Annotated in this window: 15 protein-coding genes; 10 read left to right on the forward strand and 5 right to left on the reverse strand. The window is 69.8% G+C overall.

All coding sequences use genetic code 11. From position 1 onward, the window contains the following. Positions 1-96: 96 nt before the first annotated feature. The 7 genes from leuA to ACFVYE_RS26080 all read left to right on the forward strand — a co-directional run bounded on the left by leuA (position 97) and on the right by ACFVYE_RS26080 (position 8652). A complete protein-coding gene (leuA, locus tag ACFVYE_RS26050) occupies positions 97-1893 on the forward strand; it encodes a 2-isopropylmalate synthase (protein WP_389607479.1) in 1797 nt (598 codons plus the stop codon). A 206-nt stretch (positions 1894-2099) separates the two neighbouring features. After that, a complete protein-coding gene (locus tag ACFVYE_RS26055) occupies positions 2100-2777 on the forward strand; it encodes a TerB family tellurite resistance protein (RefSeq protein ID WP_383971278.1) in 678 nt (225 codons plus the stop codon). Positions 2778-2938: 161 nt separating this feature from the next. Beyond that, entirely contained in the window at positions 2939-5041 is a 2103-nt protein-coding gene (locus ACFVYE_RS26060) for an MMPL family transporter (RefSeq protein ID WP_389607480.1), read from the forward strand. A gap of 24 nt (positions 5042-5065) precedes the next feature. Next, complete coding sequence (locus tag ACFVYE_RS26065; protein ID WP_383971240.1) at positions 5066-6310, forward strand: sensor histidine kinase; 1245 nt, start codon at positions 5066-5068, stop codon at positions 6308-6310. Further along, entirely contained in the window at positions 6307-6990 is a 684-nt protein-coding gene (locus ACFVYE_RS26070; RefSeq protein ID WP_383971242.1) for a response regulator, read from the forward strand. Before ACFVYE_RS26065 ends, ACFVYE_RS26070 begins: the two co-directional genes overlap by 4 nt. 58 nt (positions 6991-7048) lie before the next feature. Further along, positions 7049-7795, forward strand: coding sequence for a DNA repair protein RecO (recO, locus tag ACFVYE_RS26075; RefSeq protein WP_093897111.1), 747 nt, complete (start codon positions 7049-7051; stop codon positions 7793-7795). Between the two features lie 35 nt (positions 7796-7830). Next, the gene (locus ACFVYE_RS26080) at positions 7831-8652 is read left to right on the forward strand and encodes an isoprenyl transferase (protein WP_383971245.1); all 822 of its coding nucleotides are present in this window, start codon (positions 7831-7833) and stop codon (positions 8650-8652) included. A 34-nt stretch (positions 8653-8686) separates the two neighbouring features. On the opposite strand, the gene ACFVYE_RS26085 is transcribed toward ACFVYE_RS26080, so the two are convergent. From ACFVYE_RS26085 to ACFVYE_RS26100, 4 genes are all read right to left on the reverse strand, one after another. Continuing rightward, entirely contained in the window at positions 8687-9121 is a 435-nt protein-coding gene (locus ACFVYE_RS26085; protein WP_383971248.1) for a Fur family transcriptional regulator, read from the reverse strand. 65 nt (positions 9122-9186) lie between these two features. After that, a complete protein-coding gene (locus ACFVYE_RS26090; RefSeq protein WP_383971251.1) occupies positions 9187-10080 on the reverse strand; it encodes a metal ABC transporter permease in 894 nt (297 codons plus the stop codon). A 2-nt stretch (positions 10081-10082) separates the two neighbouring features. Next, a complete protein-coding gene (locus ACFVYE_RS26095; RefSeq protein WP_383971254.1) occupies positions 10083-10865 on the reverse strand; it encodes a metal ABC transporter ATP-binding protein in 783 nt (260 codons plus the stop codon). A gap of 38 nt (positions 10866-10903) precedes the next feature. Then, positions 10904-11857, reverse strand: coding sequence for a metal ABC transporter substrate-binding protein (locus ACFVYE_RS26100; protein WP_383971257.1), 954 nt, complete (start codon positions 11855-11857; stop codon positions 10904-10906). A gap of 209 nt (positions 11858-12066) precedes the next feature. Between ACFVYE_RS26100 and ACFVYE_RS26105 the strand changes: the two genes are divergently transcribed. Beyond that, positions 12067-13449 carry a glycine--tRNA ligase gene (locus ACFVYE_RS26105; RefSeq protein WP_383971260.1) on the forward strand — a complete coding sequence of 461 codons (1383 nt, stop codon included), beginning with the start codon at positions 12067-12069 and terminating at the stop codon, positions 13447-13449. Positions 13450-13566: 117 nt separating this feature from the next. Beyond that, complete coding sequence (locus ACFVYE_RS26110) at positions 13567-13770, forward strand: hypothetical protein (protein WP_030921017.1); 204 nt, start codon at positions 13567-13569, stop codon at positions 13768-13770. Between the two features lie 40 nt (positions 13771-13810). Here ACFVYE_RS26110 and ACFVYE_RS26115 read toward each other — a convergent pair whose 3' ends face one another. Then, complete coding sequence (locus ACFVYE_RS26115; RefSeq protein ID WP_383971263.1) at positions 13811-13957, reverse strand: hypothetical protein; 147 nt, start codon at positions 13955-13957, stop codon at positions 13811-13813. 291 nt (positions 13958-14248) lie between these two features. Between ACFVYE_RS26115 and ACFVYE_RS26120 the strand changes: the two genes are divergently transcribed. Next, a complete protein-coding gene (locus ACFVYE_RS26120) occupies positions 14249-14518 on the forward strand; it encodes a DUF6243 family protein (RefSeq protein ID WP_383971266.1) in 270 nt (89 codons plus the stop codon). Positions 14519-14661: the final 143 nt, after the last annotated feature.

Genomic DNA, 14661 nt, shown 5'->3' on the forward strand with positions numbered 1-14661 from the left:
CCTGTAGTCGTAGGCCGACCCCCTCCCCGCGGAGTCTGGTGTTGCAGCGACACAGTCGGCCGTCCCATTGGTTGGACCCCCGAGGAGCCGTACGCCATGACCGCCGCAAATCCCGCTCAGAGCCCAGTCGAGAACGCCGTCGGCCGCCCCACGCCGATCACCAACGCGACTCAGCTGCAGAAGCCGTCCGGGATGCCGATCCACAAGTACGGCCGCTACGAGGCCGTCGAGATCCCCGACCGCACCTGGCCGGACAACCGGATCACCGTCGCGCCCCGCTGGCTGTCGACCGATCTGCGCGACGGCAACCAGGCGCTGATCGACCCGATGTCGCCGGCCCGCAAGCGCGAGATGTTCGATCTGCTCGTACGCATGGGCTACAAGGAGATCGAGGTCGGCTTCCCGTCCTCCGGTGAGACCGACTTCGCGTTCGTCCGCTCCATCATCGAAGAGGGCGCGATCCCCGAGGACGTGACGATCTCCGTACTGACGCAGGCCCGCGAGGACCTGATCGAGCGGACCGTCGAATCCATCGTCGGCGCCCGCCGCGCGACCGTGCACCTGTACAACGCGACGGCACCCACCTTCCGCAGGGTCGTCTTCCGCGGCTCGAAGGACGACATCAAGCAGATCGCCGTGGACGGCACCCGGCTGGTCATGGAGTACGCGGAGAAGCTGCTGGGCCCGGAGACGGTCTTCGGCTACCAGTACAGCCCCGAGATCTTCACCGACACCGAGCTGGACTTCGCCCTGGAGGTCTGCGAGGCGGTCTGTGACGTCTGGCAGCCGGAGGCGGGCCGCGAGATCATCCTCAACCTGCCCGCCACCGTGGAGCGTTCGACCCCGTCCACGCACGCGGACCGGTTCGAGTGGATGTCACGCAACCTGTCGCGCCGCGAGTTCGTCTGTCTGTCGGTCCACCCGCACAACGACCGAGGCACCGCCGTCGCCGCCGCCGAACTGGCCATCATGGCCGGTGCGGACCGGATCGAGGGCTGCCTGTTCGGTCAGGGCGAGCGCACCGGCAACGTCGACCTGGTCACCCTGGGCATGAACCTGTTCTCGCAGGGTGTCGACCCGCAGATCGACTTCTCGCAGATCGACGAGATCCGCCGCACCAGCGAGTACTGCAATCAGATGGAGGTCCACCCGCGCCACCCCTACGCGGGCGACCTGGTCTACACCGCCTTCTCCGGCTCCCACCAGGACGCCATCAAGAAGGGCTTCGACGCCATGGAGGCCGACGCGGCCGCCCAGGGCAAGACGGTCGACGACATCGAGTGGGCGGTGCCGTACCTGCCGATCGACCCGAAGGACGTCGGCCGCTCGTACGAGGCCGTCATCCGGGTCAACTCGCAGTCCGGCAAGGGCGGAATCGCCTACGTCCTGAAGAACGACCACAAGCTGGACCTGCCGCGCCGGATGCAGATCGAGTTCTCCCGGATCATTCAGGCCAAGACCGATGCCGAGGGCGGCGAGGTCACGCCGACGCAGATCTGGTCCACGTTCCAGGACGAGTACCTGCCGAACCCGGACGACGCCGCGGCCCAGTGGGGTCGCGTACAGATCCGCTCCGGCCAGACCACGACCGGCTCCGACGGCCAGGACACCATCACCGTCGAGGCGACGGTGGACGGCACGGACACCGTACTGACCGGTACCGGCAACGGCCCGATCTCCGCGTTCTTCGAAGCGCTGCAGGCCATCGGCATCGATGCCCGTCTGCTGGACTACACCGAGCACACCATGAGCGAGGGCGCCAGCTCCCAGGCCGCCTCGTACATCGAGTGCGCGATCGACGGAAAGGTCCTGTGGGGCATCGGCATCGACGCCAACACCACGCGTGCCTCGCTGAAGGCGGTCGTCTCCGCCGTCAACCGCGCCACCCGCTGACCCGGCGCCCGAAAGGGCATGAAGTCGCACGGCCGAAGACCCCGTCCACCCGTATCAGGGGGGCGGGGTTCGGCCATCTCCGGCGGTTGTGACGATCGAGGTGCTGACGTCACATCGTGACTGTGGTTAACATCACGTCCACACGGCAATGTTGCCGGAGCGTTACGGAGGTGTGCGACGTGCGGTCAGCCCTGGGACAACGCGCCATGAAGCTGCGTATCTGCGGCATCCGCACCATCTGGGACACCGTCGGTGACGGCGAGTTCTTCTGCCCCGGTTGCGGCGGCGACCGCAACTACCGCCGGCTCACCGGCCGTCGCCGCTTCGTGGTGCTCGGTGTGCCGGTGCTGCGGCGCGGCACCGCGGGCCCCGTCGTCGAATGCGCCGCCTGCCGGGCGCACTTCGACACCGATGTGCTCGACCACCCCACCACCACCCGGTTCTCCGCCATGCTCCGGGACGCCGTCCACACGGTCGCGCTCGGCGTCCTCGCGGCCGGCGGCACCACCTCCCGTACGGTTCTGGAGACCGCGGCCGCCACCGTGCGCGACGCCGGATTCGACGACTGCACGGAGGAACAGCTCTCCACCGTCGTCGAGGTCCTCTCCGCCGACATCGGCAACGGCTCCGCCTTCGACCCGGCGGCCGAGGCCTGCGGAGCGGCCCTCGCCATCGAACTGCACGAGGCGCTGGAACCCCTCGCCCCGCATCTGGCCCCCGCCGGACGCGAGTCGATCCTGCTGCAGGGCGCCAGGATCGCGCTCGCCGACGGCCCGTACGGGCAGGCGGAGCGCGAGGTGCTGACCACGGTCGGTGCGGCGCTGCAGCTCTGCGCCGAGGACACGGCCCGGCTGCTCGCCGCAGCGGCACGTACCCCCTCCTGAACGGCCCCGTCTGCACCGGGCGCGTACTCCCGCGGGAGTAATCGGGCCCGTTCGCCCACTGCGGCAGTAGCTGCGAAGTCGGCCCCGGGCGCGACGTACCGTCCGCTTTCCGCCGGGAGTCTGGAGAGGAACCAGACACCCGGCGGAAAGGGGGGCCCGTCATGAGGGCCGCAGTGAAACCAAGTGGCACGCGGTCGCGGCCACGCAACCGGCGGCGCGTGCTGCCCTGGGCGATCCTTGCCCTCTGGGTCGCCGCGATCGCGCTCGCCGGGCCGTCGGCGGCCAGGCTCGGCGGTGAACAGACCAACCGCGCCGTCGACTACCTTCCGGCGAGCGCCGACTCCACCCAGGTGGCGAAGATCCAGGACGCGCTGCCCGGCGGCGAGGCCACCGAACTCGTCCTCGTCTACCACCGCGACGGCGGACTGACCGCCGCCGACCGCACCCTGGCCGCCGAGCAGACCGCCGAGGTCGCCCGCGGTCACGCACTCACCAGGACACCGAGCCCCGTCCCGTCCGAGGACGGCGCGACCCTGATGTACCCGGTCTCCTCCACCGAGCCGGGACAGGACGACGACGCCAGGACCGCCTTCGTCGACGAGGTGCGCGCGGTCGCCGAGGGCGGCGGCGGACTGAGCGTCGACGTCGGCGGCCCCGGGGCGCTGAACGCCGATGCGCAGAAGGTCTACGAGTCCCTCGGCGGCCCGTTGCTCTACACGACCGTCGCCGTCGTGGCGATCCTGCTGATCCTCATCTACCGCAGCCCGCTGCTGTGGCTGGTGCCGCTCGTCGTCGCGGGCGTCGCCGATGCCCTGTCCATGGCCGTCGTGTACGGACTCAACCGAGGCTTCGACATCACCGTCACCGGTCAGAGCTCCGCCGTGATGACCATCCTCGTCTTCGGCGCGGGCACCGACTACGCGCTGCTGCTCGTCTCCCGCTACAGGGAGGAACTGACCCGCATCGACCGGCCGCACGACGCCATGGTGGCCGCCCTGCGCGGCTGCGGGCCCGCAGTGATCGCCTCCTCCGGCACCGTCGCCGCCGGTCTGCTGTGCCTCCTCGCCGCCGACCTGACCAGCAGCCGGGGCATGGGCCCCATCGCCGCCGTCGGGGTGCTCTGCGCACTGCTCGCCATGACGACGCTGCTTCCGGCGCTACTGGTGCTGCTCGGCCGCCGGGTGTTCTGGCCGCTCGTCCCCGAGTACGGCAGCCCTCCCAAGCAGCGTCGTTCGCTGTTCGCCGCGATGGGCGGCTCGGCCGGGCGCAGGCCGCCGGCCGTGCTCGCCTGCGGGGGCGTGCTGCTGGGCGCGCTGGCGCTCGGTGCGTTCAATCTGCCCGACGATCTCAAGCAGGAGGACTCCTTCTCCAGCAAGCCGGACTCGATCGTGGCCATGGAGACCCTCGCCGCCGCCTACCCGGGACGCTCCACCCAGCCGATCACCGTGATCACCCGCACCGAACGGGCCGGAGCGGCTCTGGCGAAGGCCCGCGCCACCGAGGGCGTCGCCGCCGTCGAGCGCGGCCGCAGCGGCGGCGGCTGGACCGAACTGTCCGTCGTCGCCGCCGGCCGGCCCGAGTCCGCGGGGGAGCGGGCGACCATCGAGGCCCTGCGTGACTCCCTGGACGGCAGCCACGTCGGCGGGCCCAGCGCCCAGCAGATGGACGTGGAGGCGGCCAACGCCCGGGATCTCAGGATCGTCGTCCCGCTCGTCCTGATCTCCGTCCTGCTGATCCTGATCGCACTGCTGCGCAGCCTCGTCGCTCCGCTGCTGCTGGTCGTCGCCGTCGTCGCGGTGTGGGGCGCCTCGCTCGGCATCGGCGGACTCGTCTTCGAACCGCTCCTCGGAATGAAGGGCACCGACCCCGGGCTGCCGCTGCTGTCCTTCGTCTTCCTGGTGGCACTCGGCGTCGACTACGGCATCTTCCTGATGCACCGGGTCCGCGAGGAGACCCTCTCCGGCGCCGCACCGACAGCCGCCGCACTCACCGCACTGCGCACCACGGGCGGGGTGATCGCCTCGGCGGGCCTGGTGCTCGCGGCCACCTTCGCGGTCCTGATGAACATGCCGATGGTGAGCCTTGTCCAGATGGGCTTCGTCATCGCCGTCGGCGTACTCCTCGACACCTTCCTCGTCCGCACCTATCTGGTGACCTCGGCGAGTGTGGCGCTCCAGCGGAAGATGTGGTGGCCGGGCGCGCTCAGCCGGACCCCCGCCGCACCGGACGGCCCCCGCGAACCCGAACTCCTCACAACCGCCTGACGGATTCCGCACCCGTACCGGAGGATGGCAAGCGTGTCCCGAACCGCGCGCCGTCGTGAGCGCATCCTGGCCGTCGTCAACCGCGACCCCATGGAAGCACCGCACAAGACGCGCACCGACGCCCTCATAGCCGGGGGCGCCGGTGCGCTCTCTGCCGTACTCGCCCTTCTCACCGACACCGCCCGGTCGCCCGACGCACTCGGCTGGGTGCTGCTCATCGCGAGCGCCGTGCCGATCGTCTGGCGGCGGCGCAACCCGCTGCTCGCGCTGCTCGCCATGATTCCGCTCCTCATCCCATACCACGCGCTCGACAATGCCCACACGGCGCCGATGCCGCAGACCTGGATCGCCCTCTACACCGTGGCGGTGACCGGCCGTCCGCTGCGCACGGTGCTGACCGGGATCGGCGTCCTGTCCGTCATGGTGACGGTGGTGCTCACCATCAACACCCATGAGGGCATGCAGCTGCTGCGCATCTCGGGCTGGATCGTCGCCGTGCTGTTCTGCGGCGTCGACATGCGCGTCTACCGCCAGTACATGGCCTCCGTACTGGAACGCGCCGAACGCGCCGAGCGCACCCGTGAGGAGGAGGCCCGGCGGCGGGTCGCCGAGGAACGGCTGCGGATCGCCCGCGATCTGCACGATCTGCTGGCCCACAGCATCACCCTCATCGGCGTCCAGACCTCGGTGGCGTCGCACATCCTGACGGTCGACCCGGACCGGCTCGACCGGCGCGCGATCGCCGCATCGCTGGAGGACATCGCCGACACCTGCCGGGAGGCCCGGGCCGAGCTGCGCACCACCCTGGAGGTCTTGCGCGACGGCCGGCACGACAGTCATGGCCGGCACGATGCGGAAGGCCCGCTGCCCGATCTGGCGGCGCTGCCCGGTCTCGTACGGGCCGCCGAGGCAGCCGGGGCACACGTCGACCTCGCGGTACGCGCCCCGGCCGGCCGGCTCGCCCCGGCGACCGGCGCGGCCGCGTACCGCATCGTGCAGGAGTCGCTGACCAACGCGGTACGGCACGCGGGAGCCGGTGTTCAGGTCAGGGTCGCCGTGGCACCGGACGGCGGCAACGCGCTGCGGGTCACCGTCACCGACGACGGCACAGGACCCCCGAAGGACGGTTCCGCACCAGGGTTCGGCATTGTGGGCATGCGGGAACGGGCCCGCAGCACGGGCGGCACGCTGGACGCGGGACCCCGCCCCGGCGGCGGCTTCGAGGTCTCGGCGCTGCTGCCGTTCCAGGAGGTGGAGGCCGCACCATGATCCGTGTACTGCTCGCCGACGACCAGACCCTGGTACGGGCGGCCTTCGCGATGCTCGTCGAGTCCGACCGGGACATGGAGGTCGTCGGCCAGGCGGGCAACGGTCTCGAAGCCGTCGAGCTGACCCGCGCGCAGCGGCCCGACCTCGTCGTCATGGACATCCGGATGCCCGAGCTCGACGGCATCGAGGCGACCCGCCGCATCGCAGCCGACGAACACCTCGCCGGAGTGAAGGTGCTGGTCCTGACCACGTACGACACCGATGAACACATCGTCGACGCACTGCGCGCGGGCGCCTGCGGCTTTCTGGTCAAGGACACCAGGCCCGCCGAGCTCCTGGCCGCCATCAGGACCGTGGCGGCGGGCGAGTCCCTGCTCTCGCCCGGGCCGACCGCCCGGCTCATCGCCAGGGTGCTGAGCAGCCCCCGGACCCCGCCCGCCGGAGTGCAGGGCGGTCCGGACCGCCTCTCCGAACGGGAGCGTCAGGTGCTCCGCCTCGTCGGCCGCGGGCTGAACAACGCCGAGATCGCCGAGACCCTCGGCCTGAGCCCGCTCACCGCGAAGACCCATGTCAGCCGGATCATGGGCAAGGTCGGCGCCCGCGACCGGGCCCAGCTGGTGATCGTCGCGTACGAATCGGGGCTGGTCGTACCGGCCGTCGGTGGGGCGGACGGAAAGTGAGCGGCACCGGTCACGGGGGCGGGCCCGAAGAGCCGTTCCCGTACCGGACAATGGACGCATGAGCTTGTTCCGGGACGACGGCGTGGTGCTGCGCACGCAGAAGCTGGGCGAGGCCGACCGGATCATCACGATCCTGACCCGCGGCCACGGCCGGGTGCGGGCCGTCGCGCGCGGCGTGCGGCGTACGAAGTCCAAGTTCGGGGCACGGCTGGAACCTTTCTCCCACGTCGATGTGCAGTTCTTCGCCCGGGGCAGCGAGCTGATCGGCCGCGGTCTGCCGCTCTGCACCCAGAGCGAGACGATCGCCCCGTACGGCGGCGGCATCGTCACCGATTACGCCCGCTACACCGCGGGCACCGCGATGCTGGAGACCGCCGAGCGGTTCACCGACCACGAGGGCGAGCCCGCGGTCCAGCAGTACCTGCTGCTCGTCGGAGGGCTGCGCACCCTCGCCCGCGGCGAACACGAGCCGCATCTCGTCCTCGACGCCTTCCTGCTGCGTTCGCTCGCCGTCAACGGCTACGCACCCAGCTTCGAGGACTGCGCGAAGTGCGGAATGCCCGGACCGAACCGGTTCTTCTCCGTCGCGGCAGGCGGCGTCATATGCGGCGACTGCCGGGTACCCGGCAGCGTCGTACCCTCGGCTGAGGCCGTCACCCTGCTGAGCGCGCTGCTCACCGGCGACTGGGAGACGGCGGACGCGTGCGAGGCGCGTCATGTCAGGGAGGGCAGCGGACTGGTGTCCGCCTACCTGCACTGGCATCTGGAGCGCGGACTGCGCTCACTGCGGTACGTAGAGAAGTGACACAGGCAGATCAGGCACAGGGAGCGAGACAGTTCATGGCAGTACGCGGGATTCTCGGCGGCCGTAACCGGCGCGACTACAAGACCCCGGAGCCGCACCCCTCCGGTGCCACGCCCCCGAAGATTCCCGGCGAGCTGGTGCCCAAGCACGTCGCCGTCGTGATGGACGGCAACGGCCGCTGGGCCAAGGAGCGCGGCCTCCCGCGCACCGAGGGCCACAAGGTCGGCGAGGGCGTCGTCATGGACGTCCTCAAGGGCTGCATCGAGATGGGCGTCAAGAACCTCTCGCTGTACGCGTTCTCCACCGAGAACTGGAAGCGGTCCCCGGAGGAAGTGAAGTTCCTGATGAACTTCAACCGGGACGTCATCCGCCGCCGCCGCGACGAGATGGACGAACTGGGCATCCGCATCCGCTGGGTGGGGCGCATGCCGAAGCTGTGGAAGTCCGTCGTCCAGGAGCTCCAGGTCGCCCAGGAGCAGACGAAGGACAACGACAGGATGACGCTGTACTTCTGCGTCAACTACGGCGGCCGGGCCGAGATCGCCGACGCCGCGCAGCGCATCGCGCAGGACGTCGCGGCCGGGAAGCTGGACCCGTCCAAGGTCAATGAGAAGACGTTCGCGAAGTACATCTACTACCCGGACATGCCGGACGTCGACCTCTTCGTCCGCCCCAGCGGCGAGCAGCGCACGTCCAACTACCTGATCTGGCAGAGCGCATACGCCGAGATGGTCTTCCAGGACGTGCTCTGGCCGGACTTCGACCGCCGCGACCTGTGGCGGGCATGCCTGGAGTTCGCCCAGCGGGACCGGCGCTTCGGCGGTGCGGTGGAGGCGGCCCAGGAGCCGAAGGGCTGAGGAAGGGGTGTCCGGGGGCGCCGCCCCCGGACCGTCATCCCTTCGTGCTCGCGCACTCCGCGCACGTTCCGAAGATCTCCACCGTGTGGGCCACGTTCACATACCCGTGCTGCGCGGCGATCGTCTCCGCCCACTGCTCCACCGCGGGCCCCTCGACCTCCACGGCCTTGCCGCACATCCGGCACACCAGATGGTGGTGGTGGTCGCCGGTCGAGCAGCGCCGGTACACGGACTCGCCGTCCGTGGTGCGCAGCACATCGACCTCGCCCGCATCGGCGAGGGACTGAAGCGTGCGGTAGACGGTGGTCAGTCCGACCGAGTCGCCGCGGTGCTTGAGCACATCGTGCAGTTCCTGGGCGCTGCGGAACTCATCCACCTCGTCGAGCGCCGCCGCCACCGCCGCCCGCTGCCGGGTCGACCGGCCGCGTACCGGGGCCGCGTTCGTTCCACTGATCGGCGCCGTCGCCACAGCAGCCTCCTCGTGTCGCCCGTACTTGTGTCGGGCCATTGTGCCAGCCCGTCCGGGCATCACGGTCAAACCCGGAGTTCGTCCGTGGCCGGGCGGGAGGCCGGTACCTCAAGAGTGCACTCCTCGGACGCCGCTTCGCTCCGGCGGGCGCGCCTCCTGGCCAGCGGGGTCGCGAGCAGCGTCATGCCGATGAAGACCGCGATGGCCAGCAGCACGATCGTCGCGCCGGGCGGGACGTCCCGGTAGTACGAGGTCACCGTGCCGGCCAGGGTCACCGCCGTACCGATGACGACCGACAGCACGAACGTCACCCTGAAGGACCTGGAGATCTGCTGCGCGGCCGCGACCGGCACCACCATCAGCGCGCTGACCAGCAGCAGCCCGACGACCCGCATCGCCACGGTGACCGTCACCGCCGCCGTCACGGCGACCAGCAGATTCAGCGCGCGCACCGGCAGCCCGGTGACCCGGGCGAACTCCTCGTCCTGGCTGACCGCGAACAGCTGCCGGCGCAGCCCCAGCGTCACCAGCAGCACGAAGGCGGCCAGCAGACAGATCGCGGTGATGTCCTCGGTGGAGACCGTGGAGAGGGAGCCGAAGAGATACGAGGTGAGGTTGGCGTTGGAGCCGGTGTCGGAGAGGCTGATCAGCAGGACACCACCCGCCATACCGCCGTAGAACAGCATGGCCAGCGCGATGTCGCCGCGGGTGCGTCCGTACCAGCGGATCAGCTCCATCGTGACGGCGCCGACGACGGCGACCGCCGTGGCCATCCACACCGGGCTGGTGGAGAGCAGGAAGCCGAGGCCGACACCGGTCATCGCGATATGGCCGATGCCGTCGCCCATCAGGGCCTGGCGGCGCTGGACGAGGTAGATGCCGACGGCGGGCGCGATGACGCCGACCAGTACGGCGGCGAGCAGTGCCCGCTGCATGAACGGAGGTTCGAGGAATTCCATGATCAGCTCAGCAGTCCCGTCCGGACGGGCTCGGAGGCCGCGTGGGGGTGTACATGGTCGTGTCCGGGCAGGGCGTGCTGGCCCAGTGCCTTCGGGGGCGGCCCGTCGTGCATCACACAGCCGTCGCGCAGCACGATCGCGCGGTCGATCAGCGGTTCCAGCGGGCCGAGCTCATGCAGCACGAGCAGCACCGTCGTGCCGGCCGCGACCTGTTCGCGGAGCGTCGCGGCGAGGATCTCCTGGCTGGCCAGGTCGACGCCGGCCATCGGCTCGTCCATGATCAGCAGCTCCGGTTCGGCGGCCAGCGCCCGGGCGATCAGCACCCGCTGGTGCTGCCCGCCGGAGAGCGCGTTCACCGAGTCCTTGGCCCGGTCGGCGAGGCCCACGAGGTCGATGGCCCGGTCGACGGCGGCCCGGTCGGCCTTGCGGAGCAGGCCCAGCTTCGTACGGGAGAGACGTCCGGAGGAGACGACCTCGCGGATCGTGGCGGGGACGCCGCCGGCCGCCGTGGTGCGCTGGGGTACGTAACCGATGCGCGCCCAGGCGCGGAAGCGGCGCAGCGGGGTGCCGAACAGCTCGATGGAGCCGCCGGTGAGCGGGACCTGGCCGATGACGGAGCGTACGGCGGTCGACTTGCCCGAGCCGTTGGCGCCGAGCAGGGCGACGACCTCGCCGCGGTGCACGGTCAGGTCGATGCCGCGCAGCACCGGACGCGCGCCGAGCGTGGCCGTGGCGCCGCGCAGGGCTATCACGGGTTCGGTCGTGGTGCTCCCGGGCTCGGACATGAGCGCCTCCGATGCTGCTGTGGCGGGTGTTGCGTGGGTCACTTCGCGCCGAGCGCCTTCTGCAGGGCGGCGAGATTGGACTGCATGACTTCGAAGTAGTCATCGCCCTTGGACTTGTCCGTGATTCCCTCCAGCGGGTCCAGGACGCCGGTCTTCAGTCCGGTGTCCTTGGCGAGGGTCTTCGCGGTCTTGTCGCTGGCGAGCGTCTCGAAGAATACGGTGGTGACCTTGTTCTTCTTCGCGACGGTGTGAATCTCGCTGATCCGGGCGGGGGTGGGCTCGGCCTCGGGGTCGATGCCGGCGATGCCCTCCTGGGTCAGGCCGTAGCGCTCGGCGAGGTACCCGAAGGCGGAGTGGGTGGTGATGAAGGTCTTGGTCGCGGTGTCCTTCAGGCCTGTCTCGTACGCCGTGTTCAGTGCGTCGAGCTTGTCTACCAGCGCGTCCGTGTTCTTGCGGTAGTCCGCGGCGTGGTCCGGGTCGGTCTTCTCCAGGGACTTACCGACGCCCTTGGCGACCTCGGCGTACTTCACCGGGTCCAGCCAGATGTGGGGGTCGGCTCCGGCCTCGTCGCCGTGGTGCTCATGACCGTGCTCGTCGCCGCCGGTCTCGGTGCCGTGGTCTTCCAGCCGGGTGAGCGTCGAGGCGTCGACGCTGTCCTTCGAGCCGGACTGCTTGATGGCGTCGTCGACAGCGGGCTGGACGCCCTTGAGGTACAGGATGTAGTCGGCGTCGCCGAGTCCGCCGATCTGCCGCGGGGTGAGCTCGAGATCGTGCGGCTCGGCGCCCGGTTTGGTCAGCGTGCTGACGGAGACGTGCTTCCCGCCGATCTGCTCGGCCAGGAACTGCATCGGATAGAACGAGGCCACCACGTTCAGCTTGTCGCCGTTCTTGTGGTCGGCGGCGTCCGAGGCGGAGCAGGCCGTGAGGGCGGTGAGGCCGAGGACGACTGCTCCGGCGACGGCGGCGGTGGGTATGAGGCGGCTTACGTTCATGACAGTCATTTTCAACAAAACTGGAAACGATTGTCAACAAGGCTGATGAGATGACCCCCTCGGCCGACTGCGCCGATACCGATTTGATCCAAGGGGCGTGCCCGCCGGTAATCTGAAGCATTCGCCCGCCCGTCTCCCGACCACCACCCCCCACCGAGGCGCTTCGCGCCGCCCCTGTCCAATTTCGTCGTCGTAATGAAGAGAGCACCGTGGCCGCCGACAAGATCGACTCCATCGTCAGCCTGAGCAAGCGCCGTGGCTTCGTCTATCCCTGCAGTGAGATCTACGGTGGTCAGCGCGCCGCCTGGGACTACGGGCCGCTGGGCGTCGAGCTGAAGGAGAACCTCAAGCGCCAGTGGTGGCGCTACATGGTCACCTCGCGCGAGGACGTGGTCGGACTCGACTCGTCGGTCATCCTGGCCCCCGAGGTCTGGGTTGCCTCCGGCCATGTCGCCACGTTCACCGACCCGCTGACCGAGTGCACCTCCTGTCACAAGCGCTTCCGCGCCGACCACCTGGAGGAGGCGTACGAGGAGAAGCACGGCCACGCGCCCGCGAACGGCCTGACCGAGCTCAACTGCCCCAACTGCGGCAACAAGGGTACCTTCACCGAGCCCAAGCAGTTCTCGGGTCTGCTCTCCACCCACCTCGGCCCGACCCAGGACTCCGGCTCGGTCGCCTACCTGCGTCCCGAGACCGCCCAGGGCATCTTCACCAACTTCGGCCAGGTGCAGCAGACCTCGCGCAAGAAGCCGCCGTTCGGTATCGCCCAGATGGGCAAGTCCTTCCGGAACGAGATCACTCCGGGCAACTTCATCTTCCGCACCCGCGAGTTCGAGCAGATGGAGATGGAGTTCTTCGTCAAGCCGGGCGAGGACGAGCAGTGGCAGGAGTACTGGATGGAGCAGCGCTGGAACTGGTACACGGACCTGGGCCTGCGCGAGGAGAACATGCGGTGGTTCGAGCACCCGAAGGAGAAGCTCTCCCACTACTCCAAGCGCACCGCTGACATCGAGTACCGCTTCCGCTTCGGCGGCAGCGAGTGGGGCGAGCTGGAGGGTGTCGCCAACCGCACGGACTACGACCTCAAGGCCCACTCCGCCGCTTCCGGCACGGACCTGTCGTTCTTCGACCAGGAGGCCGGCGAGCGCTGGACTCCGTACGTCATCGAGCCCGCAGCCGGTGTCGGCCGTTCGATGCTGGCCTTCCTCCTCGACGCCTACATCGAGGACGAGGCGCCCAACGCCAAGGGCGTCATGGAGAAGCGCACCGTGATGCGCCTCGACCCGCGCCTCGCGCCGGTCAAGGTCGCCGTCCTGCCGCTGTCCCGCAACCCGCAGCTGTCGCCGAAGGCCAAGGGCCTCGCCACCGACCTGCGGAAGAACTGGAACATCGAGTTCGACGACGCGGGCGCCATCGGCCGCCGCTACCGCCGTCAGGACGAGATCGGTACGCCGTTCTGCGTCACCGTCGACTTCGACACCCTCGACGACAACGCGGTGACCGTGCGCGAGCGCGACACCATGAAGCAGGAGCGCGTCTCCCTGGACCAGATCCAGGCCTACCTCGGCGCTCGACTGCTGGGCTGCTGACGCACCACGGTTTCCCGGCGAAGCCCCCGGTTCCTGGTACGGAACCGGGGGCTTCGTTGCACACTGTCCACGCTGAGCAGTTGCGTCAACGCGTCAATGCGTCAACAGGAGGCTCGGATGCCGTCCATGACCACCAGCAAGGTCAGCAGATGGGATCAGCACGGCCGTGAACATGTCGTCCATGTACGGAAGTCGGGGATCCAGCGGCAGCTGAGCTGCGACACCTGCGACTGGCGCAAGGGTGTGCAGTTCCTGCCGTGGCTCAAGGCCGAGGAACACCTCGCCGAGGCCCACCAGGCGACGGTCGACCCGACCGCCTGAGCGGGCCGCCCCGTGCCCACCCCCGTCGTGCGCGGTGCCGTTACGCGCGCAGACCGCGCAGCAGGTCCGACACAGCGGTGAACCCGGCCGTGACGGCAGGGCTCTGCCACTTTGCCGCGTACGCCGGGTCGTGGAAGCGTGCCGTCGCGTCGAGGACCGCGTGCGCGGCGGCCGCCGAATCGTCCACGGCGAACTGCCGCCGCGCACGCCCTCCTCGACGATCTCCCGCAGCCGGCAGCGGCCGGTCACGGCCTCGCGCAGGGTGGCCTTCGTGATCTGTCAGCCGTCTATCGCGACGCTTCACCCGGCCGCGCCGAAAACCGGGTGCGGTGGCCGACAGGGCCGGGGTACGGTTCCGGCATGTCTTCGTTCTTCCAGATCTACGAGTGAGAGCGCGGCGGGTCCGACCACCCGTCGCCCATCGGATCGATTCCAGGTCGTTTCAGACCTCACTTCTCACCACGAATCGGAGAACGCCGTGGCCAAGAGCCGCAACAACCTCCTCGGTGTGGGCGGACAGCGCAAGAAGCTGTCCCGCGCCGAGCAGCAGGGCGCGGGCCCTGCGCGCAATGCCGACCGCAAGACGGCTGCCGACCAGAAGCAGGAACTGCTGCGCAAGATGCGTGAGCGCGCGCAGTCGGGACCGGACTCCGCCCAGTCGGCCGAGTCCGCCACGCAGACCGGGCCGTCGTCGGACGACTCCGCGCAGCCGAGTACGTCCGAGCAGGACACCTCGGCACAGAGCTGACGCCCCTCATCACCCGTACGACCGTGGGCCCGGATCACCTGGAGTGATCCGGGCCCCCCCCCGTTTACGGTGGCCCTTGCGCTGCCGCGGGACAGGCAACGGGGGCGGCCGGCGCGGCGAAGGGCGGCCCACCGCGCGCCGCG

The organism is Streptomyces sp. NPDC058239 (assembly GCF_042882185.1).
Classification (GTDB): domain Bacteria; phylum Actinomycetota; class Actinomycetes; order Streptomycetales; family Streptomycetaceae; genus Streptomyces.

Coding starts and splice junctions, on each gene's coding strand:
- ACFVYE_RS26095 (WP_383971254.1), bottom strand. CDS start 10,865: ATGTCCGAGCCCGGGAGCACCACGACCGAACCCGTGATAGCCCTGCGC.
- ACFVYE_RS26080 (WP_383971245.1), top strand. CDS start 7,831: ATGGCAGTACGCGGGATTCTCGGCGGCCGTAACCGGCGCGACTACAAG.
- ACFVYE_RS26110 (WP_030921017.1), top strand. CDS start 13,567: ATGCCGTCCATGACCACCAGCAAGGTCAGCAGATGGGATCAGCACGGC.
- ACFVYE_RS26090 (WP_383971251.1), bottom strand. CDS start 10,080: ATGGAATTCCTCGAACCTCCGTTCATGCAGCGGGCACTGCTCGCCGCC.
- recO (WP_093897111.1), top strand. CDS start 7,049: ATGAGCTTGTTCCGGGACGACGGCGTGGTGCTGCGCACGCAGAAGCTG.
- ACFVYE_RS26060 (WP_389607480.1), top strand. CDS start 2,939: ATGAGGGCCGCAGTGAAACCAAGTGGCACGCGGTCGCGGCCACGCAAC.
- ACFVYE_RS26065 (WP_383971240.1), top strand. CDS start 5,066: ATGGCAAGCGTGTCCCGAACCGCGCGCCGTCGTGAGCGCATCCTGGCC.
- leuA (WP_389607479.1), top strand. CDS start 97: ATGACCGCCGCAAATCCCGCTCAGAGCCCAGTCGAGAACGCCGTCGGC.
- ACFVYE_RS26070 (WP_383971242.1), top strand. CDS start 6,307: ATGATCCGTGTACTGCTCGCCGACGACCAGACCCTGGTACGGGCGGCC.
- ACFVYE_RS26055 (WP_383971278.1), top strand. CDS start 2,100: ATGAAGCTGCGTATCTGCGGCATCCGCACCATCTGGGACACCGTCGGT.
- ACFVYE_RS26100 (WP_383971257.1), bottom strand. CDS start 11,857: ATGAACGTAAGCCGCCTCATACCCACCGCCGCCGTCGCCGGAGCAGTC.